We start from the raw sequence: 24,809 nt of genomic DNA, 5'->3' as shown, positions 1-24,809 counted from the left end.
GCAAGCCAGCTCCTACATTGACCGCGTCGACCTCATGTCATGTGTAACTCCTGTGGTTTGCCGGCAACGGCGGCGCATGCCCTGGCGCGCCCCGACGCGACACAGGACCGCGCAGGCATCTGGATTTCGGATAAGACAGTTGCGCCCGCGCTCAGCCTGCATCACTGCGCTTGTTCATCTGCTCGCATTGCACCTGCGCAGCCGTCCTGCTTGGATAACTGGGCTTGAGCCGCTCCTTCGCTTGGTTGTCGTAAATGTCGAATCCCCCACAAACGGTAGCGGCGTAATAGCGGCTACCCACGCGGAACGACTCCTTTTCGATCGGCACAGCGGGAACGATAACGAATCTTGGTTGCATTTTTCGTGCCTCCCCAGGCAGATAGTTAAGTATTAGTCTGAGCATGGATAAGCATCAAGGCGACTCATGAATAAAACACGGTTTTCGTGAATGTCAGGTCGACGCCCGTACTGTCATCAAATGAAAACCCGCTGTCGTCCGATGCGAAGCACCCCGCACCCCAAGGGCATACAGTCCAATCACCCAGAACTGACGCCATGCGTCCAGATCGATGATTGGAGAGACAAGCATGTCCAAAGTCGTACGTTTCCATCAGACCGGTGGCCCCGAGGTGCTGCGCTACGAGGATGCCGAGGTCGGCGAGCCCGGTCCGGGGCAGGTGCGCTTGCGCCAGGTGGCGGTCGGCCTGAACTATGCCGATACCTATTTCCGCAACGGCACCTACCCGATCCCGCTGCCCAACGGCATCGGCGTGGAAGCGGCCGGCGTGGTAGAGGCGGTGGGCGAGGGCGTGACCCAGGTGGCGGTCGGTGACCGTGTCACCTACACCGGTTTCCTCAACACCCTGGGTGCTTACTGCACCGAGCGCCTGATCCCCGCTGCCGCACTGATCAAGCTGCCGGATTCCATTGCCTTCGAAACCGCTGCCGCCATGACCATGCGCGGTCTGACCTCCGCCTACCTGCTGCGTCGGCTCCATGATTTCAAACCCGGCGACAGCGTGCTGCTGCATGCCGCCGCTGGCGGAGTCGGCCTGATCGTTGCGCAATGGGCGCGGCTGCTGGGGCTGAACGTGATTGGCACGGTGTCCACCGAGGCCAAGGCCGAAGTGGCTCGCGCCCATGGCTGCAACCACGTCATCAACTACAGCGTCGAGGACGTGGCCACCCGCGTGCGTGAGCTGACCGACGGGATGGGGGTGAACGTGGTGTTCGACAGCGTTGGCAGGAACACCTTCATGGGCTCGCTCGATTCGCTCAAGCGCCGCGGCCTGATGGTTTGCGTCGGCACGGCGTCGGGCACCATCCCACCGTTCGACCCGCAGTTGCTGGCGATCAAGGGCTCGCTGCAGCTTACTCGCCCGGCACTGGCCGACTTCATCGCCGACCCGGCAGAAAAGGCCGACCTGGCCGGCGAGCTGTTCGACCACGTCGGCAGCGGGCGCATCCGTATCGAGATCAACCAGCACTACGCACTGCAGGATGCCATTCAGGCCCACCGCGACCTGGAAGCGCGCAAAACCACCGGCTCGTCGATCTTCGTCATCTGAAGAGGGCAACAGCATGCACATCGAACAACTGACCTGCGCGATCGGGGCCGAGGTAAGTGGCGTCAACCTGGCCGACGCCATCCACGACGACGACCTGTTCGCCCAGTTGCGCGCGCAGTTGCTCCGGCACCGTGTGCTGTTCCTGCGTGAGCAGCACTTCAGTCGCGCCGAACACGTGGCCTTCGCCCGTCGCTTCGGCGACCTGGAGGACCACCCGGTGGCTGGCAGCGACCCGGAACACCCGGGCCTGGTGCAGATCTACAAGCGCCCGGACCAGCCCAACGACCGCTATGAAAACGCCTGGCACACCGACGCCACCTGGCGCGAGGCGCCGCCGATGGGCTGTGTGCTGCGCTGCATCGAATGCCCGACAGTGGGCGGCGACACGATGTGGGCGAACATGGTGCTGGCCTATGACAACCTGCCAGGCGATGTGAAGGCCAAGATCGAAGGCCTGCGCGCCCGCCACAGCATCGAGGCCAGCTTTGGCGCTGCCATGTCGCTGGAAAAGCGCCTGGCGCTCAAGGCGCAGTTCCCCGATGCCGAACACCCGGTGGTGCGCACCCACCCGGAAACTGGCGAGCAGGTACTGTTCGTAAACGCCTTCACCACCCATTTCAGCAACTACCACACCCCGCAGCGGGTGCGCTTCGGTCAGGACGCCAACCCTGGCGCTGGCGACCTGCTGCGCTACCTGATCAGCCAGGCCTACCTGCCGGAGTACCAGGTGCGCTGGCGCTGGAAGCCCAACAGCGTGGCGATCTGGGACAACCGCAGCACCCAGCACTACGCCGTCATGGACTACCCGCCGTGCCACCGCAAGATGGAGCGTGCCGGGATCAAGGGCGGCCCCACGTTCTGAGTTCGCCGCCGTCGCTGGCGGCAACGCACAATAACAATAGCGAGGACTACAGCATGCAATTCTTCGACGATTCGTTGCACCCGGAAAACATGGAAAAGGTAGTGATCACCGTGGCCCCCTATGGCCCGGAGTGGATGCCCGAAGATTTCCCTGAAGACATTCCCCTGACCATGGACGAGCAGGTGCAGAAGGCCGTCGACTGCTTTGATGCCGGCGCCACGGTACTGCACCTGCACGTGCGTGAGCTGGACGGCAAAGGCTCCAAGCGCCTGTCCAAGTTCAACGAGCTGATCGCCGGGGTGCGCGAAGCGGTCCCAGACATGATCATCCAGGTTGGCGGGTCGATTTCCTTCGCCCCGGAAAGCGAAGGCGAGGCGGCCAAGTGGCTGTCGGACGACACCCGGCACATGCTCGCCGAGCTGACGCCGCGCCCCGACCAGGTGACTGTGGCCATCAACACCACGCAGATGAACATCATGGAGTTGCTGTACCCCGAGTACCTGGAAGGCACCTCGCTGGCCAGCCCGGCGATTCATGCTGCCTACAGCGAAATGACCGTGCCGGCCGGCCCGGCCTGGGTCCGTGAGCACCTGCGCCGCCTGCAGGCCAGCAACATCCAGCCGCATTTCCAGCTGACTGGCATGCATGCCCTGGAGACGCTCGAGCGGATTGTCCGCCGTGGTGACTACATGGGCCCGCTGAACCTGACCTGGATCGGCATCGGCGGCGGCTTCGACGGCCCCAACCCGTTCAACTTCTTCAACTTCATCCACCGCGCGCCGGACGGTTGCACCCTGACCGCCGAATCGTTGCTGAAGAACGTGCTGCCGTTCAACACCATGGCCCTGGCCATGGGTCTGCACCCGCGCTGCGGCAACGAAGACACCATCATCGACCAGCATGGCAAGCGCTTCACCTCGGTGCAGCAGATCCAGCAGACCGTGCGTGTAGCCCACGAACTGGGCCGCGAAATTGCCAGCGGCAAGGAAGCTCGCGCCATTTACCGTATCGGGCAGCAGTACGACAGCATCGAGCAGACCCTCAAGGCCAACGGCATGGCGCCGAATCGCCAGCCGGGCAACAAGGGCGTGCCGCAGCGCGGCTGATGCTGGTGCGGCAGGCCCGGCCTCTTCGCGGGCGAGTTCGCGAAGAGGCCCGCAAAAGCAACATGAATGTTGGCTGTAACCCATAACAACAAGAACAACCTCACGCCCCACACCCAAGGAGGCAACATGGCCACCTATCTCGCCAGTGCCGAAGACTCCGCCACCGACACCGCCCACAGCGTCCCCCGGCGCTATGCCTGGGTGGTCTTCGCCCTGACCTTTGGCCTGTTGATCTCCGACTACATGTCGCGCCAGGTGCTCAACGCGGTGTTCCCGCTGCTCAAGGGCGAATGGGCATTGAGCGACAGCCAGCTCGGCTTGCTCAGCGGCATCGTCGCGCTGATGGTCGGCCTGCTGACCTTCCCGCTGTCGCTGCTGGCCGATCGCTTCGGCCGGGTGCGCAGCCTGGTGCTGATGGCGGTACTGTGGAGCCTGGCCACGCTCGGCTGCGCTCTGGCGGAGAACTACCCGCAAATGTTTGTCGCACGGTTTCTGGTCGGGGTGGGTGAGGCTGCCTACGGCAGTGTCGGCATCGCTGTGGTGGTCGCCGTGTTCCCCCGCGACATGCGCTCGACCTTGGCCGGTGCGTTCATGGCCGGTGGCATGTTCGGCTCGGTGCTGGGCATGGCCCTGGGCGGTGTATTGGCCCAGCACCTGGGCTGGCGCTGGGCATTCGCCGGCATGGCGCTGTTCGGCCTGGTACTTGCGGTGCTGTACCCGTTGATCGTCAAGGAGGCACGTATTGCACCTGAATGCGCGCAGCATTTGCCGGGCAAGGCCGGCCGCCCGCTGCGCACCCTGTACAGCAGCCGTTCGGTGATTGCGGCTTACGTCGGCAGCGGCCTGCAGCTGTTCGTCGGCGGCACTGTGATCGTGTGGATGCCCAGCTACCTGAACCGCTATCACGCCATGGGCACAGACCGCGCCGGGGCAATCGCCGCGGTCATCGTGTTGTGCAGCGGCATTGGCATGATCCTCTGCGCCATGCTCTGCGACCGCCTCGGGCGGCAACGCCCGGACCGCAAGATCAGCCTGGCGATCGCCTACTGCCTGGGCAGTTGCGCGCTATTGTCCCTCGCTTTCGCACTGCCAGCCGGCACCGCGCAACTGGTGCTGATTGGCTTGGGCATGATGATCGCCGCCGGCACCAACGGCCCGTCCAGTGCCATGGTCGCCAACCTCACCCACGCCTCGGTGCACGGCACCGCGTTCGCCACCCTGACCCTGGCCAACAACCTGTTGGGCCTGGCCACCGGGCCGCTGATCACTGGACGGGTTTCCGACCTGATCGGCCTGCATGCCGCCTTCCAGCTGGTGCCGCTGATGAGTATCGCTGCTGCGGCGGTGTTTTTCCTTGGCAAGCGTCATTACCACCGCGACATGGAGCGTCTGCGTACCTCGGCACAGAACGCTGCCGGCGCACCCCGGGAGTTGAAGCCGTGAAACAGCTGCTATCCGTCGAAGTGTTCTTCGATTTCGTCTGCCCGTGGTGCCTGATTGGCCAGCGGCACCTGCAGGCCGCGCTGTTGCTGTTGCAGCGCGAACAGCCGCAAGTGCAAGTACAACTGCAATGGCGAGGTGTGCAGTTATTGCCTGGCTTGCCAGCCGGTGGCATGCCGTTCCATGCCTTCTACCTGCAGCGCCTGGGCAGCGAGGAGGCGATGCGCGAGCGCCAGGCCCAGGTGCGCGCTGCTGCTCGTGTGGTAGGCGAGAACATCGACTTCTCGCGTATTCGCCGCATGCCCAACACCGCCAGCGCCCACAGGCTGCTACAACGGGCCACCCGGCTGCTCGATGCACCGCAACTGGAAGCCCTGCTGGCACAGCTGCTCATCGCCCATTTCCACCAAGGCCGCGACCTGGGGGACAGCCGCACCTTGCTCGACATCGCCCAGCGTTGCGGGCTGGAGGCCGCACAGGTAGTCGACTGCCTGCGTGAGGATGGCGGCCCGTTCCTCAATGGGGCTGGGCGTGCAGGCAGTGCCGTGCCGCGGTTCCGCTTCAACCAGGGGCCGCTCATCGCTGGCGCGCAGCCTGCCGAGGTGCTGTTTGCGGCCATGATCGAAGCGCTGCAAGAGGTTGAACGGGTATGACCCGGCGTATTGCACTGGCCCCCCATCAGGTGCCGGAACGTAACGGCCGCGTGCTGCTGGCCTGCGAAGGCCGTAGCGTGGCCTTGTTCAACGTGGCCGACTCGTTCTATGCCATCGAAGACAGCTGCCCGCACCAGGGTGCGTCGTTGTGCGGCGGGCGGCTGGAAGGCCGTGTCATCCAGTGCTGCGCGCATGGCCTGCGCTTTGACCTGGCCAGCGGCTACCTGGTCAATTCCAGGGCCTTGAAGGTTGCCTGCTACCCGGTCGAGCAGCAGGGCGGGCAGGTCTACATCGTGTTTGACAGTGAGGAAGCGGGGCAATGAATACACTGGCACTGAGCGCTACCCATCAGCGTATCCGCACCCTTGCCCCGGGAGTGGTGGTCAGCCTTATCGTCGGCGCGGCCGCCAGTTTCCTCAGCGAGCATTACGCGGCGCCGGTCATGCTGTTTGCCCTGCTGTTGGGGATGGCGCTGAACTTTCTCGCGGTCGACGGCCCCTGCAAGGCCGGTATCGAATTCACCGCACGCACGGTACTTCGCCTGGGGGTGGCGCTGCTTGGCATGCGTATCACCCTGGACCAGATCGCCAGCCTGGGCTGGAAGCCCGTGGCCTTGGTCGTGACCCTGGTGGTGGTGACGATCCTGGTCTCGGTGGTGGTGGCCAAGGTGCTGGGTTTTTCACGGCTGTTCGGCATGCTCACCGGCGGTGCCACGGCCATTTGCGGTGCCTCGGCGGCGCTGGCGCTGGCAGCCGCCTTGCCCCAGCACCCGCGCAAGGAACATGCAACGCTGTTCACAGTGATCGGCGTGTCGGCGCTGTCGACCCTGGCGATGATCGTCTACCCGATGATTGCCCAGTGGCTGCAGCTGTCACCCGCGCAGGCGGGGGTCTTCCTCGGTGCGACCATTCACGATGTGGCGCAGGTGGTGGGGGCGGGCTACAGCATGTCCACCGAGACCGGTGACATCGCCACGGTGGTCAAGCTGATGCGGGTGGCCATGCTGTTGCCGGTGATTGTCTGCGCGGCCATGATTACCCGGCGCCAGGGCCTTGAAGCCGGTGGCCAGCGGCCGCCCTTGCTGCCCTGGTTTGCGGTCGGCTTCCTGCTACTGGCCTGCGTCAACAGCACAGGCTGGGTGCCGATGGCGGTGGAGGGCGGCATCAATGAGTTGTCGCGCATTTGCCTGGTGGTAGCAATCAGCGCACTGGGCATGAAGACCCAGCTCAAGGCGCTGGCCTCGGTCGGGCTCAAACCCATCGCGCTGATGGTGGGGGAGAGTGTGTTCCTCGTGCTACTGGTGCTGGCGCTGATGCACTGGGCCCTTTAGGAACTGCACAGGCCTAGAGAGCAGCGCGGTCGAGGTGGGAGCTGGCTTGCCGGCGATGGGCTGCGCAGCAGCCCCATGTGGCCTGTTCGCTCATGGCTAAGACCCTTGCTCATCCCGCTGTGCCCGCCAACTGGCCGGCGGCATGCCGAACTGGGCGATGAACCAGCGGGTGAACGAGCTGGGCATCGAATAGCCCAGCATGTCGGCGATACGCCCCAGCGAATAGCCGGGGTTTTCCAGGTAGCGCATCACCAGGTCACGGCGCACGCTGTTGATCAGGTCCTTGAAGGTCAACCCGCTTTCTTCCAGGCGCCGCTGCAGGGTGCGCACGTTCATGCCCTGGGTCTGTGCCACCTGCTCGATGGTGGCGCGGCCCATGGGCAGCAGCAGGTAGATGGTCTTGCGCAGCTCCAGCTCCAGCGACGGCGTGCCGCCCGCCGGCAGGCTGTCCAGGTAGCGCTGCGCCAGGCGCGCCATGGCTTCGTTGGCCTGCGGGCTGGCGCTGTCGAGATCGGCGGCCGGGCAGACGATGCCGTTGAACTCGCTGCCGAACACCAGCGTGCAGCCGAAAATGCGCCGGTGGGTGGCCAGGTCGGCGGGAGGCGCGTGGGTGAAGTTGACGCTGATCGGGTGCCAGTGGGCACCTAGCAGTGCCGCGCACAGACGCATCATCACGCCAATGGCCAACTCGGTGGCCTGGCGACTGAAGGGCGCGCGTTCGTTGATCACCTCCTCGCGAATGACCACGGTCTTGCCGGCTTCCTCGATATGAATGGCCAGGGCGTCGTTGAGCAGGTGACGGTACTGCACGATCACCTGCAGCGCATCACGCAGGGTGCGTTGGTGGCTGAGCAGCAGGCTGATTTCGCCGAAGTCCGACAGTTGCCGCAACTCGGCCATACGCAGCCCGAAGCTTTCGCAGCGGGTGGCGCTGGCGGAGGCCTCCAGCAAGGTGATGACGCTGGCAACCGGGATACGCCGGTTGGGGTCATCGAGCAACGCGGCGCTGAGGCCAACCTGTGCCAACAGCGCCTGGGGATTGAGGCCCAGGTGGCGGGACACCTCAAGGTAATTGGTCAAGCTGGCGGCACGAACTAGGGCGGGCATCGTCTGTTGTTTTCCATGCGGTTTCTTGTTTTTGGGTATGCCGACATGCGTTTTGTGTTTTATAGCCTGCGTGTCATGAATTGAAAAGCAAAGCCCTGCCTGGGCCATTGTCATCAAATGAAAAGCCCCTGACGCCGAATGTGAAGCACCCGGTGGGTGGGCTGTTTACTGTGAACCTCAAGCGCTATACCGCACACGAGGTTCACCGTGGAAAAATTGCAAACCACTGCCACCGTGCTGATCGTCCCCGGCCTGCGCGACCATGTCGCCGAGCACTGGCAGACCCTGCTCGCAGGCCGCCTGGCCAAGGTGCGCAGCGTACCGCCGCTGCAGGTCGACGGCCTGTGCTGCACGGCCCGGGTCGAGGCGATCCAGCGCGAGCTGGCCCAGATCGAGGGTGAAGTGATTCTGGTGGCGCACAGCGCTGGTGTGCTGATGGTCGCCCACTGGGCGGCGCGCTACCGGCGGCCGATCAAGGGTGCATTACTGGCGGCGCCACCCGACCTGAACGCGCAATGGCCGGCTCACTACCCAAGCCCGGCCAGCCTGGCCGAACACGGCTGGTCGCCATTACCCCTTGAGCCGCTGCCGTTCCCCAGCATTGTCGCGGCCAGCAGCAACGACCACTTGGCCAGCTTTGCCTCTGCCGGCGCCTTGGCCCAAGGCTGGGGTAGTGAACTGGTCGAGCTGGGCGCCGTCGGCCATCTCAATCCGGCCTCCGGCTTCGGCCCCTGGCCGCAGGCCGAGGCCTTCATCCAGCGACTGGACCAGCCCAACCTGCAATAGCGCATGGACGCCCCAGGCACGCCCGCATAAGACGGGCGGCGAAAAAAAAACAATAACAATACGTGGAGCCATCGTAATGCCAGAACACCGCATTCACCGTGCTGTGAAACCACAGCGCTGCCTGCTCGCCTGCGCCATCGGCCTGCTCACGCTGCCCGCCGCCCAGGCGTTCGAAGTCGATACCGGTAATGAAAACTGGGCCGTGCGCTTCGACAACACTGTCAAATACAACTATGGCGTGCGCACCGAAAGTGCCGACAAGCGCATGCTGGGCACGCCCAACAGCAACGACGGTGACTACAACTTCCGCAAGGCGGGCACCAACATCACCAACCGGGTCGACCTGCTCAGCGAACTGGACGTGGTCTACCAGGGCAACACCGGGTTCCGCATCAGTACCGCCAGCTGGTACGACAAGGCCTATGACAACACCGGTTCCAATAGCAACCCGTTCGTCAACGGCAACGGTGACCAGTCCGGCATCAACCCCAGCCTCAATGGCCTGCCCGGTACCGGCGTGCCGCTGGGCAGTCCGCACCTGAGCAACTACGCCCAGCGTTACTACAGCGGTCCGTCCGGTGAAGTGCTGGATGCCTTCGTGTTCATGAGCCGTGAAGTCGGCGAGGCCTCGCAGGTCAGCGCCAAGCTGGGCCAGCACAACCTGTTCTGGGGTGAAACCCTGCTCAACCCGGTGCACTCGCTGAGCTACGGCCAGTCCGGCCTCGACCTGGCCAAACTGGCCGCCTCTCCGGGCACCGAGGCCAAGGAGCTGTTCGTGCCGCGCAACCAGCTGTCGACCTCGTTTCTGGTCAACCCTGAACTGACCCTGGGCGCACAATATTTCTTCGACTGGGACGCCGCCCGCCTGCCCGAAGCCGGTACCTACTATGGCGGCTCGGATGTGGTAGGCGAGGGTGGCCAAAGCTTCCTGCTAGGCCACACCGGCACCCCGGGGCTGATCCCGGTGCGCGGCGCGCTGACCACCATCCGCCGTGGCCATGACCTGAAACCAGGCAAGAGCGGCGACTGGGGCGTCATGGCCAAGTGGTCGCCCGAATGGCTGGGTGGCACCCTCGGTTTCTACTACCGCAAGACCTCCGAGATCCTCCCGCAGGCCTGGCTCGACGCGCGCGGCATGACCGTCGCCAACGGCCCGTTCGGCAACCCGCCGGGCAGCCGCCAGGGCGCGGTCGGCAACCTGTACAACTCGTTGCAAAGCACTACTTACCAGTTCGCCTACTCCGACGACATCGACATCTATGGCCTGAGCCTGTCCAAGGATGTGGGCGGCATCAGTGTCGGCAGCGACCTGAACATCCGCCACAACATGCCACTGGCGAGCATCCCGGCGATCGTCAGTGCCCCCGGCCAAGGTGGCCTGGGCGGCGGCTTCGGCCTGCTGCCGGCACGCCTGCCCAGCAGCGGGGTGATCTACGACGTGCCCAAGGATGGCGACGGCCTGAGCGCCACCGGCGACACCCTGCACTGGACCTTGAACGGCTTGATGACCATTGGCGATACGCCGCTGTTCGATGCGGCAACCGTGCTTGGCGAGCTGTTCTACAGCAACCTGCTCAAGCTCGATAGCCACAACGAGGCCTTGTACAAGGGCAAGAGCAGCTACCGCGGCATCGACAAGTCCACCCGCGACAACTGGGGCATCGCCGTCAACTTCACCCCTACCTGGTACCAGGTACTGCCGGGCATGGACCTGAGTATGCCGCTGTCGGTAAACGTCGGTCTGGACGGCGTGTCGCCGGTGCAGGGCGGTGGCGCCGAGAATACCGGCAACTATGCGGTGGGCTTGAGCGCCGCAATCTACAACCAGTACTTCGTCGACCTCAAGTACGTCGACAGTTTCGGTGAGACCAAGGCCTGCAAGGACGGCCAGACCGACGGCAGCACCCCCAACGCCCTGGACGGCGAACAGGATTACACCTGCTACGGCGGCGGCTACGCCTCCTTCTCCGGCGGTGGTGCCACCACCGAGGACCGTGGCGCCCTGTACCTGACCGTCAAGACGACCTTCTGAGTCGTGTTTCCTACAGCCTACACAGGAAGACAACCATCATGAATTTCGTACGTATCCTGCTGGCCTCGTGCCTGTCACTGGCCGCACTGAACGCTGCCCAGGCCGCCGTTTCCACTGACCAGGCCGCGCGCCTGGGCACCAGCCTGACCGCCATCGGCGCGGAAAAGGCCGGCAATGCCGATGGCTCGATCCCGGCCTACCAGGGCGGCCTGCTGACACCGCCGGCCGGCTACCAGAGCGGCGCCAGCATGCGCCCCGACCCGTTCGCCAGCGACAAGCCGCTGCTGGTCATCGATGGCAAGAACGCCGAGCAGTACAAGGGCCAACTGACCGCCACCACCCAGGAGCTGCTCAAGCGCTACCCCAGCTACCGCGTCGATGTGTACCCGACCCACCGCAGCGTGGCGCTGCCGCAAGCGGTACTCGACAATACCCGCAAGAATGCCACTGGCGCCAACAGCAAGGAGGGTGGCACTGCGGTAGACAACGTGCTGCCGGGCATCCCGTTCCCCATTCCGCAGAACGGCGCCGAGGCGATGTGGAACTTCCTGCTGCGCTACCAGGGCGTGAGCATGACGGCCAAGTACGACTCGTGGAACGTCGACGCCGCCGGCAAGCCATCGCTGGCTACCACCGGCCAGGCCAATATCAGCTATCCGATCTACGAGGACATGGCCAAGCCGATTGGCGCCAAGGACACCTACTATCAGATGAAACTGGTGTACACCGGGCCCGCACGCCGCGCCGGCGAAGCCATGATGCTGCGCGACGCCGCCAACCCGCTGGTGCAGCCACGCAGCGCCTGGCAGTACCTGCCGGGCCAGCGCCGGGTCAAGCTGGCACCGAACCTGGCCTACGACACGCCCAACCCGGGTACCTCGGGTTCGGGTACCTACGATGACGTGTTCGTCTTCAACGGTGCGCTGGACCGCTACGAGTGGACGCTGGTCGGCAAGCAGGAAATGTACGTGCCGTACAACACCTACCAGCTGACCTACAACACCGACGTCAAGCAGGTGATTACCCCCAACCATCTGGCACCGCAGTTCGTGCGCTGGGAGATGCACCGGGTGTGGGTGGTGGAAGGCAAGCTCAAGGATGGTGCACGCCACATCTACCACAAGCGCCGCTTCTACCTCGACGAAGACAGCTGGATCGCCCTGGCCTCGGACCAGTACGACGCCCGTGGCCAGCTGTACCGTGGCTCGTTCGCCTTCCTCACCCAGAGCTACGACAAGCAGACCCCGGACGCCACGCCGTTCATGATCTATGACCTGATCGGCGGCACCTACAACCTCAATGGTGTGGTCGGTGCCTACGGCGGCATCCGCTACATCGACCCGCTGTCGAAAACCCAGTGGTCGCCCGAGTCGCTGGCCGGCAACGGCATTCGCTGAACGCACCGAGCAGAGGTGGCAATGTCTGTCTTCAAACGATGCAGCGTGGTGGTTCTGGCCTGGGCCGCGCTGCAGGGGGTGGCCCAGGCGGCGCCCTTCACCGATGTGCTGGACCTGCCCGCCATGCCCAGCGCCCTGGTCGTCAGCAGCGCCTTGCGCGATGTCACCCTGGCCGGGCAGCGCCTGGTCGCGGTGGGCCCGCGTGGGCACATCCTGTACTCCGACGACCACGGCGCGCGCTGGCAGCAGGCCCAGGTGCCAGTCAGCGCAGACCTTAATGCCGTGAGCTTCGCCACGCCAGAACTGGGCTGGGCGGTTGGCCATGATGGGGTGGTGCTGCACAGCCGCGATGGTGGCGTGCACTGGCAGAAGCAGCTGGATGGCCGGGCGCTGGCCGAACAACTGCCGGGCACGGGTAGCGACAATGCCTTGCTCGACGTGTGGTTCAGCGATGCCCGCAACGGCTATGCGGTCGGCGTGTTCAACCTGCTGTTGCGTACCGTTGATGGCGGCGAGCACTGGCAGCCCTGGCTCGAGCACAGCGACAACCCGCAAGGCTTGCACCTGACCAGCCTGGCCGTAATCGGTGACGAGCTGTACATCACCGGCGAGCAGGGCTTGCTGTTGAAGCTCGATGGCGAACGCTTCACCCGCGTCGAAACCCCCTACGCCGGTACGCTGTTCGGTGCCGTCGGCAAGCCCGGTGTGCTGCTGGTCTACGGCCTGCGTGGGCATGCCTACCGCAGCACCGATGGCGGCCGGCAATGGCAAGCGGTCAGCACCGGTGTGAACACCAGCCTCAGCGCCGCCGGCGTCGACCGTGACGGCCAGCTGTGGCTGGCCAGCCAGGCCGGCGACCTGCTGCTCAGCCGGGATGATGGCGCCAGCTTCAGCCTGGTGCCGCAGAGTGCCCGTGGCCCGGTGACCGCGCTCGCCGCTGACACCGGCAATGGCCTGGTCCTGGTCGGCGAGCGCGGCGTGCGCAAGCAGGCCGGCAACTCCACGCTGCACCCATAACAAGAGAAGACCCTGATGGCCGCTACCCGCCAAGACACCCTTCCGGTAATCCGCGATCTCGACGATTTCGACCCACGCTCGGGCAGCGGCCTGGAGCGCCTGGTGTTCAACCATCGCCTGCCGTTCCTGCTGTGCATGCTGCTGGCGACCTTGGTACTGGGCTACATGGCACTGAGCCGCCTGGAGCTGCGCCCCAGTTTCGACAAGATGCTGCCGCAGAGTCACCCCTACATCCAGAACTACCTGGAAAACCGCCCATCACTGCGTGGCCTGGGCAACGCGGTGCGGGTTGTGGTGGAAAACACTCAGGGCGACATCTTCGACCCGGGCTACCTGCAGACCCTGCGCCACATCAATGACGAACTGTTTCTCAGCCAAGGCGTGGACCGAGCCTGGGTGAAGTCGCTGTGGAGCCCGGCGGTGCGCTGGACCGAGGTGACCGAGGAGGGCTTCCAGGGCGGCCCGGTGATGCCCGACGGCTACCAGGGCGCGGCGGGTGACATCGAGCAACTAAGGCAGAACATCGAGCGCGCCAACATCGTCGGTAGCCTGGTGGCGCGCGACTTCAAGTCGAGCATGCTGATCGTGCCGCTGCTCGACCAGGACTCGGCCACCGGCAAAGGTCTCGACTACCACGCCTTCTCGCAAAAGCTCGAACAACTGCGCAGCCAGTACCAGGCCAGCGGCCAGTACCGCATCCATGTGATCGGCTTCGCCAAGCTGATGGGTGACCTGATCGACGGGCTGATCCAGGTGATGGCGTTCTTCGCCCTGGCGGTGCTGACCAGCCTGCTGATCATCTACTGCTATACCCGTTGCGTGCGCAGCACCTTGCTGGTGGTGTTGTGTTCGCTGACTGCGGTGGTGTGGCAGCTGGGCATCGTCGCCTGGCTGGGCTACGCCATCGACCCGTATTCAATCCTGGTGCCGTTCCTGATCTTCGCCATTGGCGTATCCCACGCGGCGCAGAAGATGAACGGCATCCTCCAGGACATCGGCCGTGGCACCCACCGCCAGGTGGCAGCGCGCTATACCTTCCGCCGTCTGTTCGTGGCCGGGGTGACCGCGTTGCTGGCCGATGCGGTGGGCTTTGCCGTGCTGATGCTGATCGACATCCCGGTGATCCAGGACCTGGCCATCACCGCCAGCATTGGCGTGGCAGTGCTGATCTTCACTTCGCTGCTGCTGATGCCGGTGGCGCTGTCTTACATTGGTGTCGGCCGCAAGGCTGCCGAGCGGGCGCTGTCCATCGACGCCCGCGCCGCCCAGCATCGTGGCTTTGGTCGGCTGTGGGACCTGCTCGACCGTTTCACCGAACGCAAGTGGGCCAGTGCCGCTTTGCTGGCAGCCCTGGCGCTGGCGGCACTCGGCATCTGGGGCAGCCTGCAGCTGAAAATCGGTGACCTCGACAGCGGCGCCCCTGAGCTGCGCGCCGACTCCCGGTACAACCTCGACAACGCCTACATCACGCAACATTACGCGCTGTCCAGCGACACCTTCGCGGTGATGGTCAAGACCGCCCCGGAAGGCTGCCTGCAGTATCAGACGCTGGTCCTGGCTGACCGCCTGGCCTGGGAGCTTCAGCAATTGCCAGGTGTGCAGACCACCGTGTCGCTGGCCAATGCCGTGCGCCAGATCACCGCAGGCACCTACGAAGGCAACCCGCGCCTGAACAGCCTGCAGCGCAACCAGGACGTGCTCAACTACGCCGCCCAGCAGGCCTCGGTCAACGCCCCGGAGCTGTTCAACAACGACTGCTCGTTGATGCCGGTAATCGCCTACCTCAAGGACCATCGCGCCGACACCCTGGCCCAGGTGGCCACCGTGGCCGAGCGCTTTGCCCAGGCCAACAGCAGCGCCGAACAGCAGTTCCTGCTGGCCGCTGGCAGTGCCGGCATCGAGGCCGCTACCAACGCGGTGGTCCGCGAGGCCAACCACCGCATGCTGTTGCTGGTGTACCTGGCTGTCACCCTGTTCTGCTTGGTCACCTTCCGCAGCTGGCGCGCCACGCTGGTGGCGATCCTGCCGCTGATGCTCACCTCGGTGCTGTGCGAGGCGCTGATGGTGGCCTTGGGCATTGGCGTGAAGGTCGCCACCTTGCCGGTAATCGCCCTGGGCGTGGGCATTGGCGTGGACTACGCCCTGTACCTGCTCAGCGTGCAGCTGCACTACCAGCGCGCCGGCCTGAGCCTGGCCCAGGCCTACCAGAAAGCCGTGGCCTTTACCGGCCGGGTAGTGGGCCTGGTCGGCATTACCCTGGCGGCCGGCGTGGTCGGCTGGGCCTGGTCACCGATCAAGTTCCAGGCTGACATGGGGCTGCTGCTGACCTTCATGTTCTTGTGGAACATGCTCGGCGCGCTGGTGTTGATCCCGGCTTTGTCGCATTTCCTCCTGCGTGGCCAGACTGCTCCGGCGCCTGCCGAGGCCCAGGCCGCGCCGCTTCCGCAAACCCAAGAAACCGAGTGCTCGCCTCATGTCTGATTACCTTCCGCCACTGCGCGACATGGATTTTCTGTTCAACGAAGTGTTCGACATCCCGGCCTGGTGGGCGCAAACGCCCGCCCTGGCCGAGCAAGTCGATGGCGACACTGCCCGGGCCGTGCTGGAGCAGGCCGGCAAGCTGATTGCCGAGGTGGTGGCGCCGCTCAACCGCAGTGGCGACGAGCAAGGCTGCCGCTGGGAGGCCGGCCAGGTACGTACCCCTGATGGCTTCGCCGATGCCTACCGGGCATTTGCCGCCGATGGCTGGGTGGGCGTGGCCGGAGCCACGGAATACGGCGGCATGGGCATGCCGAAAGTGATCAGCGCCCAACTCGAAGAAATGCTCAATGCCGCCAACCTGTCGTTCGGCCTGTACCCGATGTTGACCGCTGGGGCCTGCCTGGCGTTGCTCAACCATGCCAGCGAGCCGTTGAAGGCGCTGTACCTGCCGCCCATGTACCAAGGGCGCTGGACCGGTTCGATGTGTCTGACCGAGCCGCACGCTGGCACTGACCTGGGCCTGATTCGTACCCGCGCCGAGCCGGTTGCCGGTGGCCGTTACCGCATCAGCGGGACCAAGATCTTCATCACCGGCGGTGAGCAGGACCTGACCGAGAATATCATCCACCTGGTGCTGGCGCGGCTACCGGATGCGCCCACCGGGCCCAAGGGCATTTCGCTGTTCCTGGTGCCCAAGCTGCTGGTTGACGCCAACGGCGTGCTGGGCGAGGCCAATGCGGTGAGTTGCGGTTCGATCGAGCACAAGATGGGCATCAAGGCCTCGGCCACCTGCGTGATGAACTTCGACGGTGCAATCGGCTACCTGGTCGGCGAGCCGAACAAGGGCCTCAACGCGATGTTCACCATGATGAACTACGAGCGCCTGGGCGTAGGTATCCAGGGCCTGGCCCTGGGCGAGCGTTCCTATCAGGGTGCCATCGCCTATGCCCGTGATCGCCAGCAGGGTCGTGCGCCAACCGGCGCCGAAGCGCCCAGGCAAAGCGCTGACCCGATCATCGTCCACCCGGACGTGCGGCGTATGCTGCTGACCATGAAAGCGCTGAACGAAGGCGGGCGGGCCTTTTCCACCTACGTGGCGCTGCAGCTGGACCTGGCCAGATACAGCGACGCTCCGGTCGCGCGCGCGCAGGCCGAGGCCAGGGTGGCGTTGCTCACGCCGGTGGCCAAGGCCTTCCTCACCGACATGGGGCTGGAGACCACCGTGCATGGTCAGCAGGTGCTGGGCGGTCATGGCTATATCCGTGAGTGGGGCCAGGAGCAGTTGATCCGCGACTGCCGCATCACCCAGATCTACGAAGGCACCAATGGCATCCAGGCCCTCGACCTGGTGGGGCGCAAGCTGTTTGGCGATGGTGGCCAGGCCTATCGCAGCGTGTCCGCCGAAATTACCGCCTTTGCCGAGGCGCTGCCCGCGGCGTGCGCCGAGTTCGGCCCGCCATTGCTGGCTGCCGTGCGCAACCTCGACGAGCTGACCGCCTGGTTGCTCGACCGGGCTCAGGGCAACCCGCGTGAGCTTGGCGCGGCGGCGGTGGAGTACCTGCAGGTGTTTGGCTACACCTTCTACGCATATCTGTGGGCACGCATGGCTGCGGTATGCCAACGCCAGGCGGCGCCCGAGCCGTTCCACCTGAGCAAACTGGGCACCGCGCGTTTCTACTTTGCCCGCCTGCTGCCACGCATTCATTCGCTTAGCGCCAGCGTCAGGGCCGGTAGCGATAGCCTGTACCTGCTCGAGGACGGGCAACTGTGAAGGCCGCCGACATGATCACCACACGCGTCATGCCCGCAGCCGAGCAGGCCTACGCCTATCCACTGCTGATCAAGCGCCTGCTGCTGTCTGGCGTGCGCTACCAGCCGAGCCAGGAAATCGTCTACGCCGACAAGCTGCGCTACACCTACACCACGTTGCTCGAACGCATCCAGCGGCTGGCCAATGTGCTGACCGCCGCCGGGGTCAAGCCTGGCGACACCGTGGCCTTGCTCGACTGGGACAGCCACCGGGCGCTGGAGTGCTTCTTTGCCGTGCCAATGCTGGGTGCGGTGCTGCACACGGTGAACGTGCGGCTGTCCAGCGAGCAGGTGCGCTACACCATGAACCATGCCGAGGACCGCCTGGTGCTGGTGCATGACGACTTCCTGCCATTGATGGCGCAGTTACGCGATGACTTGCCGACCGTCGAGGGCTTCATCCGCCTTGGCGACGGTGGCCCCGCAATTCAGGGCGTGCCATTGCTCGGCGAGTACGAAGCGCTGCTGGCGGCTGCCGAGCCGCAGTTCGACTTCGCCGATTTCGACGAGCACTCACTGGCCACGCTGTTCTATACCAGCGGTACCACCGGCAACCCCAAGGGCGTGTACTTCAGCCACCGGCAACTGGTGCTGCATACCCTGGTCGAGCAAGGCACCCTGGCGGCCTGCGGTGAGCTGCCGCTGCTGCGCAGCGGCGACGTCTACATGCCCATCACGCCGATGTTCCACGTGCATGCCTGGGGCGTGCCCTATGTGGCCACGGCGTTGGGCATCAAGCAGGTCTACCCTGGGCGCTACGAGCCCAACCGCCTGGTGCGCCTGTACCGCGACGAGGGCGTGACGTTCTCGCATTGTGTGCCCACGGTGCTGCAGATGATGCTCGACAGCGAGGAAGGGCAGCGCGCCGACCTGACTGGCTGGAAAATGCTGCTGGGCGGCAGCGCCCTGACCCTGGGCCTGGCGCAGCGTGCCAGCGAGCGCGGCATCAGTGTGCATTGTGGCTACGGCATGTCGGAAAGCTGCCCGCTGCTCAGCATCACCCACCTGAGCGCCGACCTGCTGGCACTGCCCATGGCGCAACAGCTGCCGCTACGTATCGATGCCGGCGTGCCGATTGCCCTGGTGGACCTGCGCATCATCGACTCGGAAGGCAATGATGTGCCCCGTGACGGCGAAAGCCTGGGTGAAATCGTGGTGCGTGCGCCGTGGCTGACCCAGGGCTACCTGCATGAACCGGAGCAGGGCGCCGCGTTGTGGCTGGGAGGCTGGATGCACACCGGCGACCTGGCCTGCATCGACCCGGCGGGTGTGGTGCGTATTCGCGACCGGATCAAGGATGTGATCAAGACCGGCGGCGAGTGGGTCAGCTCGGTGGCGCTGGAAAGCCTCATCAGCCAGCACCCGGCTGTCGCGTCGGTGGCAGTGATTGGCATCCCGGACCCGCAGTGGGGTGAACAACCGTTAGCGTTGGTGGTTCGTTGTGACGGCATGCAGTTCGATCAGGCAGCATTGGCCGGGCACCTGCAGCCGTTTGTCGACAGCGGGCATCTGAACAAATGGGCGATACCGCGGCAGCTGCGTTGCGTGGACGAGATCCCCAAGACCAGCGTTGGCAAGATCGACAAGAAGCGGATCCGGCAGGCATTTCTCTAAATGCTGGCAAGACCGGCTGGTGGCAATGTGGGAGCGGGCGCGCCCGCTCCCACATTGCCTGAGCAAGAAAGCGGATGCAGGCAGGGCTGTGGATGCGTACAGTAGGTTGATCGCAACCTGGCAGGAGCCTGCTTATGTCCAGCGCATTCACTTTCATGCACTCGCCCGTCGGCACCTTGACCCTGGTAGCCCGTGGCGAGTGCCTGGCAGCCGTACTCTGGGAAGATGAGCGGGAAAACCGCGTGCGCCTTGGCGCCCTGCACCGTGACGACCAGTGCCCGGTACTGTTGGAAACCGCCCGCCAGCTCGGCGAGTACTTTGCCGGCAAACGCCAGCGCTTCGAACTGGCGCTGGATTTTGCCGGCACCGAATTCCAGCGCCAGGTGTGGGCCGCGCTATTGGCGATACCGTTCGGTGAAACCCGCAGCTACAGCGACATCGCCCGGCAGATCGGCAACCCCAGCGCGGTGCGCGCGGTCGGCGCCGCCAATGGCCGCAACCCGATCTCGATCATCGCCCCATGCCATCGGGTGATCGGTGCTTCGGGCAGCCTGACCGGCTTTGCCGGCGGCCTGGCGGCCAAGCAATACCTGCTGGCGCTGGAGGGCCGGCAAAGCCTGGCACTGGACCTGTAAGGCGTCAGCAGAGCCAGCTGGCGACCAGGCAGACCAGCACGGCCAGCGCCGAGCCGGCCATCAGGGTGTAGTGCCGATGGGCCCGGCGCGCATGTGGTTTGACTGCGCGCAGGTACTCGCCGGGTGTCGGCGCACCGGGCCGGTGGCGCAAACCTTCGGCCACATCGGCCAGTTGCCCCTGGATGAGCAAACCAGTCAGGTAGTAGGTACAGGCATAGCTCAGCAACGCCAGGAACAGATAGATCATGCCGGGTGAGCATCCACGGCCACGGCACTGCCGCTGGCTGTGTCCAGCACGATCAGCCCTTCGCTGTGATCGTCCAGGCTGGCCAGCAAGCGCCCCTGGCTGTCCCAGGCCGCCGAGCCGCCGGCACCGATGAAGGTGTCGGCCGGCCCCACGCAGTTGGCCAGCAACACCGGCATGCCCAGCTCGCGAGCCACTTCGGGGTAGTGCAGGTAACCCTCGCGCATGCCCTTGGCGGTTTTCGCCACGCTGACCAGATACAGGTCGGCGCCGTGTTCCCGCGCGGCGGCGGCATGCGCCATGAACATCGATTCGTAGCAGATTGCAGGCGCTACCCGGTGCGCTCCCACCTGCAGCAGCAAGGCTTGATCGCCTGGGGTGAACCAGGCCAGTTCATCATCATGCAGGCGTCGCTTGGCATAGGCCTGGCGCGGTGCGCCGGGGCTGAGGATTGGCATGCCGATGCGGATGCCATCGGGTGTCGGCAGTGGCAGGCCCGCGGCGACGGTGATACCAAACCGGTCGCAGGCTGCCTGCAGCGGGTCCAGCCGCGCGGAACTGACTGGCAGGGCAGTCTGGCGCGCTAGGGTTGGCTCATAGCCGGTCAGCGACAGCTCGGGGAACACCACCAGTTCGGCGCCGAGGGCCGCGGCCTGCTCGATGCAGGCCAGGTGGCGGTCGAGGTTGGCTTGCACATCGCCCTTGAACGATGCCAGTTGCACGGCGCACAGTTTCATGCAGAACCTTCCTTGGTTGGTTGAAGGGCCGAGCATACTACCGGTAGCAACGCCTGTTCCAGTGAAGGGGTCAGGAAGCCGGGTACGCGGCGAAGCGTTGGCGGAACCAGTCGTTGAGCATGGCCTTCTCGGCATACAGGCGGTCGCTGCTGCTCGTGCCCCGGCCCGGGCGGCTGAGGTACATCTTGTCGCTGACCCGCTCCTGCGCTTGCTGGTCGGGTTTGCCCGGTTGGCGGAGGGTGTAGCTGAGGTCGATGGTCGGCCAGGTGATTTCGCGCATGAAGCGTACATCGTAGGCCTGGCTGTGCCAGGGCTCGAAGCGCCCGGCCAGGTCGATGTCGCGGATGTCGATGACCAGTTGCTGGCCGGGTTGCAGGTAGCGTTGGCCAAGCTTCTGCAGGTACTGGGTCAGGGTGTTCATCACATAGGCATCGGCGCCACGCGCGTACCCGTGACTGTCGAGGCTGGCATCACGAAATTTTTCCGGATGGTCGAAACGCACCTCGACCTGCGCGGCCGGGGCACCTTGTGCCATGCTGTCCAGTGACAGCGCCACGAGCACGGCACACACGAGGGCGGTACGCATGATGCACCTCCGGATTAGATTGGCTGTGCCTCCATTTTACCCCTGGCATGGCGGCCCCAGCAGAGGAAGATTGCAATGGCACGGTTTCGGCGTCTGATTGCCAATCTGCGGGGACGTGACCTGGCGGTGGGCGATATCCATGGTCACTTCCAGCGCCTGCAGCAATGCCTGGATGCGGTGGGGTTCGATCCGGCCGTGGACCGCCTGTTCAGCGTGGGTGACCTGGTCGACCGTGGCCCGGACAGCGAGGCAGCGCTGCAATGGCTGGCGCAGCCCTGGTTCCATGCCGTGCAAGGTAATCATGAGGCCTTGGCAATTACCCGCGTGCGCGGCGGGCGGCTCGATCTGGACATGTACCGCGCCGCCGGTGGCGGCTGGTTTCTTGACTTGCCGCGGGTCGAGCAGTTGCGTTTCGTGGAGCGCTTCGAGCAGTTGCCGATTGCGATAGAGGTTGAAAGTGCGGCGGGCCTGGTAGGCCTGCTGCATGCCGACAGCCCGTTTGCCGATTGGGCGGTATTAAGGACCTGGCTGGAGCTGGATGACGACCCCGAAGTACGGGAAGTGTGCCAGTGGTCGCGGCGGCGCCTGAAGCTAGGCGATACCCAACCTGTGCAGGGCCTGCGTGCCTTGTTGGTGGGCCACACGCCGGTGCTGGAGGCCAAGCTGTTGGGCAACGTCTGGCACCTGGACACCGGAGGCTGGGCCAGCGGTCATTTCACCTTGATGGACATGCGAACCCTGCAACTGCTCAGCCCCGGGCCAGGTGAAACAGCAATACCGCAGCCAATAGCACCAGCATGACCCCGGAGGCCCGCTCCAGCCAGGGCAGGCTGCGAGCGAAGCGCCGCAGCACCAGCGGGTTGCCAATGGCCACGGCAACCAACAGGTCCCACAGCAACACGATGCTGAACATCCACAGGGCGTAGGTTGCTTTCCAGCCAACGCTGGCGCTGGCGACCATGCTGACCAGGCTGGCATAGAACAGCGCATTCTTGGGGTTGAGGATGCCGGACAGGAACCCCATGCCCAATCCCCGCCACCACCCTTGGGCGGTTTGCTGGCCAGCGACTGCGCCCAGGCTGGTTTGCCCGGCATGGCGCAGGAACAGGGTGCCGATGTACAGCAGGTAACCGGCGCCGGCCAGTTGCAGAATGGTGAACAGCAGGCTGCCTTCCTGCAGTACCGACAGGCCGGTGAAAGCCATGGCGATGAACACGCCATTGGCCAGGGCGATGCCCAGGCAGGCACCACTGGCGACGCGCCAGCCGGCGTTGACCGAGGTGCGTGCGACCAGGAAGAAGTCCGGGCCGGGAGAGAGCAGGGCAAGGAAGTGGGCGAGGGCGATGATCAGGAACTGTTGCATTGGGGGAGGCTGCTCTGGCGGAAAAGCCGAACTCTGCCCTTCGACGCTCACGCCGTATTGAACAATATTGCAGCCCCATGGACTCAGGCGCTGTGCAAATCCCGATACTGCCCCGGTGTCACCCCCACATGGGCCTTGAACACCCGCTGGAAATGGCTTTGGTCGGCAAACCCGAGCTGATAAGCCACCTCGGCCAGGGCCTGCCCTTCACCCAACAATTGGCGCCCACGGTTGACCCGGGCATTGAGCAGGTAGGCATGCGGCGTAAACCCGGTGGCCGCGCGAAATGCGCGAATCAACTGGTAGCGCCCAAGCCCGGCCTGCCGGGCCAGTACCGCCAGGCTCAACTGCGCCGGGTTCTGACCTTCGATGTGCGCGATCAGCCCACTCAGCTCGCTCGCCCCCAGGGCCGGTGCCGGCGCCAGTGGCGCGTGCCTGGCAAAGTCCAGGTCACCCAGAAAGGCAATCAGCGCCGCATCCTTCTCCCCATTGCTGGCGCTGGAGAACAGCAAACTGTTCAGTTCGCAGAACTGCCGATACACCTGCGGCACCTGGCAGATACGTGCCGGCTCGCCGGTCCCGGCACCATCCAGCCCGGACTCCAGATGCAGCTGTGCCAGCCAGTCGGCGTCCACATGCAGCATCTGGTAACTCCACGCCAGCCCGGGCTCGGGGTTGCAGGCATGTACCCGGCGGGCCGGGACCAGCACCAGCGTGCCGGGCGTCAGGCGTTGCTGGCCGTTGCCGGCACCGGTGAAATGACTGTGGCCGGCATCCACCACACCGATGGAAAACGTCGGGTGGCTGTGGGCCTTGTAGCAGGCGCGGCTATGGCAGGCGCGGCGGCTTTCGACATGCGGCAGGGCCGGGTCGCGCCACAGCGCGGCATGGGAACGGGGCATCACAGGGTCCTCGGTATGCCTGGCAGCTTATCAGGCGCCGCGCACCCATACAGTTTTTTCCGCTGGCTGTAACTTGACCGCAAGGCCCGCTAGCCGCCGAAATAGACGCCTGTTGCCAAAGGAAAACAAAAATGGACCTTTCAAGCCTGCTGCTTTTCATCCCCGCCTGCTTTGCCCTGAACATGGCGCCGGGGCCGAACAACCTGCTGTCGCTGCACAATGCCAGCCGCTATGGCCTGCGCACGGCCTGCGTGGCCGGCGGCGGGCGCATCGTTGCCTTCAGCGGCATGATCGCCCTGGCGGCCATGGGCCTGGCCGTGGTGCTGCACACCAGCGAATACCTGTTCCTGGCCATCAAGGTGGTGGGGGCGGCGTACCTGTTCTACATCGCCTGGCAACTGTGGCGGGCACCGGTGGGCGAGGCTTTGGTGGCAAGCGATCATCCACGCGGCACCTGGCGCCTGGCACGTCAGGAGTTCTGGGTGGCCGCCGGCAACCCGAAGGCAATCCTCATCTTCACCGCGTTCCTGCCGCAGTTCGTCTCGGTCGGCAGTGCCACCCCGGTGAGCGAGCAGTTCCTCTGGCTGGGCGTATTGTTCCTGTTGCTGGAATGGGCCGCCATCGCCATCTACGCCGGCCTTGGCGCCTACATGCAGCGCTGGTTCAGCCAACCCGGCCCGCGCCGGTTGTTCAACCGGGTCAGCGCCTCCCTGCTGGGTTGCGCCGGCCTCGGCCTGCTGGCTGCGCGCCGCTAGAAACGGGGAATCAGCGCTTAGTCGCGGTAGAACGTCTGCACCAGGTGGTAGCCGAACTTGCTCTTGATCGGCCCGTGCACCACGCGCAGGGGCTTCTTGAAGATCACCTGGTCGATGGCACCGACCATCTGCCCGGGGCGGACTTCACCCAGATCGCCGCCGCGCTTGCCCGAAGGGCAGATGGAGAATTTTTTCGCGAGCACGTCGAAAGCCTCGCCATTGGCGATGCGCTGCTTGAGCTTTTCGGCTTCGTCAGCGGTCTTGACCAGGATGTGGCGGGCTTGGGCTTTCATGGGGTACCTGTGCATCGGGAGAGAAAAGGGCGGCATTATGCCCAATGCCTGTCAATTAAGCACTTGGGGCTGCAGTGCAGCCCATCGCCGGC

25 protein-coding genes are annotated in these 24,809 nt (G+C 64.9%); 17 read left to right on the top strand and 8 right to left on the bottom strand.

Annotated elements, in window-relative coordinates; all coding sequences use genetic code 11:
* Nucleotides 1–151: 151 nt before the first annotated feature.
* Nucleotides 152–358 (bottom strand): hypothetical protein, encoded by a 207-nt coding sequence (locus FQ664_RS15475; RefSeq protein ID WP_144173044.1) that lies wholly within the window; start codon nt 356–358, stop codon nt 152–154.
* A 229-nt stretch (nt 359–587) separates the two neighbouring features.
* Between FQ664_RS15475 and FQ664_RS15470 the strand changes: the two genes are divergently transcribed.
* The 7 genes from FQ664_RS15470 to FQ664_RS15440 all read left to right on the top strand — a co-directional run bounded on the left by FQ664_RS15470 (nt 588) and on the right by FQ664_RS15440 (nt 6,959).
* Nucleotides 588–1,568, top strand: a complete 981-nt coding sequence (locus FQ664_RS15470; RefSeq protein WP_144173043.1) for a quinone oxidoreductase family protein — start codon at nt 588–590, stop codon at nt 1,566–1,568.
* A 13-nt stretch (nt 1,569–1,581) separates the two neighbouring features.
* Nucleotides 1,582–2,430, top strand: coding sequence for a TauD/TfdA dioxygenase family protein (locus FQ664_RS15465; RefSeq protein ID WP_144173042.1), 849 nt, complete (start codon nt 1,582–1,584; stop codon nt 2,428–2,430).
* A 53-nt stretch (nt 2,431–2,483) separates the two neighbouring features.
* Nucleotides 2,484–3,536, top strand: a complete 1,053-nt coding sequence (locus tag FQ664_RS15460; protein ID WP_144173041.1) for a beta-keto acid cleavage family enzyme — start codon at nt 2,484–2,486, stop codon at nt 3,534–3,536.
* A gap of 126 nt (nt 3,537–3,662) precedes the next feature.
* Nucleotides 3,663–4,979 (top strand): MFS transporter, encoded by a 1,317-nt coding sequence (locus tag FQ664_RS15455; RefSeq protein WP_144173040.1) that lies wholly within the window; start codon nt 3,663–3,665, stop codon nt 4,977–4,979.
* A complete protein-coding gene (locus FQ664_RS15450; RefSeq protein WP_144173038.1) occupies nt 4,976–5,629 on the top strand; it encodes a DsbA family protein in 654 nt (217 codons plus the stop codon). The genes FQ664_RS15455 and FQ664_RS15450 overlap by 4 nt, the downstream gene beginning before the upstream one ends.
* Nucleotides 5,626–5,952, top strand: coding sequence for a Rieske (2Fe-2S) protein (locus FQ664_RS15445; protein WP_144173037.1), 327 nt, complete (start codon nt 5,626–5,628; stop codon nt 5,950–5,952). The genes FQ664_RS15450 and FQ664_RS15445 overlap by 4 nt, the downstream gene beginning before the upstream one ends.
* Nucleotides 5,949–6,959, top strand: a complete 1,011-nt coding sequence (locus tag FQ664_RS15440) for a YeiH family protein (protein ID WP_144173036.1) — start codon at nt 5,949–5,951, stop codon at nt 6,957–6,959. Before FQ664_RS15445 ends, FQ664_RS15440 begins: the two co-directional genes overlap by 4 nt.
* Nucleotides 6,960–7,055: 96 nt before the next feature.
* Here the strand turns inward: FQ664_RS15440 and FQ664_RS15435 are convergent, their stop codons facing one another.
* Nucleotides 7,056–8,066 carry an AraC family transcriptional regulator gene (locus FQ664_RS15435; protein WP_144173035.1) on the bottom strand — a complete coding sequence of 337 codons (1,011 nt, stop codon included), beginning with the start codon at nt 8,064–8,066 and terminating at the stop codon, nt 7,056–7,058.
* Between the two features lie 207 nt (nt 8,067–8,273).
* On the opposite strand from FQ664_RS15435, the gene FQ664_RS15430 reads away from it, so the two are divergent.
* The 8 genes from FQ664_RS15430 to FQ664_RS15395 all read left to right on the top strand — a co-directional run bounded on the left by FQ664_RS15430 (nt 8,274) and on the right by FQ664_RS15395 (nt 19,837).
* Entirely contained in the window at nt 8,274–8,852 is a 579-nt protein-coding gene (locus FQ664_RS15430; RefSeq protein ID WP_144173034.1) for an RBBP9/YdeN family alpha/beta hydrolase, read from the top strand.
* A gap of 76 nt (nt 8,853–8,928) precedes the next feature.
* Nucleotides 8,929–10,884 carry a DUF1302 domain-containing protein gene (locus FQ664_RS15425; protein ID WP_144173033.1) on the top strand — a complete coding sequence of 652 codons (1,956 nt, stop codon included), beginning with the start codon at nt 8,929–8,931 and terminating at the stop codon, nt 10,882–10,884.
* Between the two features lie 38 nt (nt 10,885–10,922).
* Entirely contained in the window at nt 10,923–12,281 is a 1,359-nt protein-coding gene (locus FQ664_RS15420; RefSeq protein WP_144173032.1) for a DUF1329 domain-containing protein, read from the top strand.
* A gap of 21 nt (nt 12,282–12,302) precedes the next feature.
* Nucleotides 12,303–13,298, top strand: coding sequence for a WD40/YVTN/BNR-like repeat-containing protein (locus tag FQ664_RS15415; RefSeq protein WP_144173031.1), 996 nt, complete (start codon nt 12,303–12,305; stop codon nt 13,296–13,298).
* A gap of 15 nt (nt 13,299–13,313) precedes the next feature.
* Complete coding sequence (locus FQ664_RS15410; RefSeq protein ID WP_144173029.1) at nt 13,314–15,779, top strand: efflux RND transporter permease subunit; 2,466 nt, start codon at nt 13,314–13,316, stop codon at nt 15,777–15,779.
* Nucleotides 15,772–17,550: an acyl-CoA dehydrogenase C-terminal domain-containing protein gene (locus FQ664_RS15405; RefSeq protein ID WP_144173027.1), complete on the top strand. Its 1,779-nt coding sequence runs from the start codon at nt 15,772–15,774 to the stop codon at nt 17,548–17,550. The genes FQ664_RS15410 and FQ664_RS15405 overlap by 8 nt, the downstream gene beginning before the upstream one ends.
* A gap of 11 nt (nt 17,551–17,561) precedes the next feature.
* Nucleotides 17,562–19,202, top strand: a complete 1,641-nt coding sequence (locus FQ664_RS15400) for a fatty acid--CoA ligase (protein ID WP_144173026.1) — start codon at nt 17,562–17,564, stop codon at nt 19,200–19,202.
* Nucleotides 19,203–19,336: 134 nt separating this feature from the next.
* Nucleotides 19,337–19,837, top strand: a complete 501-nt coding sequence (locus FQ664_RS15395) for a methylated-DNA--[protein]-cysteine S-methyltransferase (RefSeq protein WP_144173025.1) — start codon at nt 19,337–19,339, stop codon at nt 19,835–19,837.
* Nucleotides 19,838–19,841: 4 nt separating this feature from the next.
* Here FQ664_RS15395 and FQ664_RS15390 read toward each other — a convergent pair whose 3' ends face one another.
* The 3 genes from FQ664_RS15390 to FQ664_RS15380 form a co-directional block, all read right to left on the bottom strand.
* Nucleotides 19,842–20,084, bottom strand: a complete 243-nt coding sequence (locus FQ664_RS15390; RefSeq protein ID WP_144173024.1) for a hypothetical protein — start codon at nt 20,082–20,084, stop codon at nt 19,842–19,844.
* A complete protein-coding gene (locus tag FQ664_RS15385) occupies nt 20,081–20,818 on the bottom strand; it encodes a carbon-nitrogen hydrolase family protein (protein WP_144173022.1) in 738 nt (245 codons plus the stop codon). Before FQ664_RS15385 ends, FQ664_RS15390 begins: the two co-directional genes overlap by 4 nt.
* A gap of 70 nt (nt 20,819–20,888) precedes the next feature.
* A complete protein-coding gene (locus FQ664_RS15380) occupies nt 20,889–21,404 on the bottom strand; it encodes a DUF3016 domain-containing protein (protein WP_144173021.1) in 516 nt (171 codons plus the stop codon).
* A 75-nt stretch (nt 21,405–21,479) separates the two neighbouring features.
* Here FQ664_RS15380 and FQ664_RS15375 point away from each other — a divergent pair, with 75 nt between their 5' ends.
* Nucleotides 21,480–22,205, top strand: coding sequence for a metallophosphoesterase (locus tag FQ664_RS15375; protein WP_144173020.1), 726 nt, complete (start codon nt 21,480–21,482; stop codon nt 22,203–22,205).
* Here FQ664_RS15375 and FQ664_RS15370 read toward each other — a convergent pair.
* Entirely contained in the window at nt 22,153–22,767 is a 615-nt protein-coding gene (locus tag FQ664_RS15370; protein WP_144173019.1) for a LysE family translocator, read from the bottom strand. The two genes, FQ664_RS15375 and FQ664_RS15370, sit on opposite strands and share 53 nt — an antisense overlap.
* An 83-nt stretch (nt 22,768–22,850) precedes the next feature.
* Complete coding sequence (locus tag FQ664_RS15365; RefSeq protein ID WP_144173018.1) at nt 22,851–23,669, bottom strand: AraC family transcriptional regulator; 819 nt, start codon at nt 23,667–23,669, stop codon at nt 22,851–22,853.
* Nucleotides 23,670–23,800: 131 nt separating this feature from the next.
* Between FQ664_RS15365 and FQ664_RS15360 the strand changes: the two genes are divergently transcribed.
* Nucleotides 23,801–24,424 carry a LysE family translocator gene (locus FQ664_RS15360; RefSeq protein WP_144173017.1) on the top strand — a complete coding sequence of 208 codons (624 nt, stop codon included), beginning with the start codon at nt 23,801–23,803 and terminating at the stop codon, nt 24,422–24,424.
* A 17-nt stretch (nt 24,425–24,441) separates the two neighbouring features.
* Here the strand turns inward: FQ664_RS15360 and FQ664_RS15355 are convergent, their stop codons facing one another.
* On the bottom strand, nt 24,442–24,717 hold the full coding sequence (locus FQ664_RS15355; RefSeq protein ID WP_016499499.1) for a peptidylprolyl isomerase: 276 nt from the start codon (nt 24,715–24,717) through the stop codon (nt 24,442–24,444).
* Nucleotides 24,718–24,809 lie beyond the last annotated feature (92 nt).

It is taken from the genome of Pseudomonas persica, assembly GCF_900291015.1.
Lineage (GTDB): Bacteria > Pseudomonadota > Gammaproteobacteria > Pseudomonadales > Pseudomonadaceae > Aquipseudomonas.
This window is presented reverse-complemented; position numbering and strand designations above follow the sequence as displayed.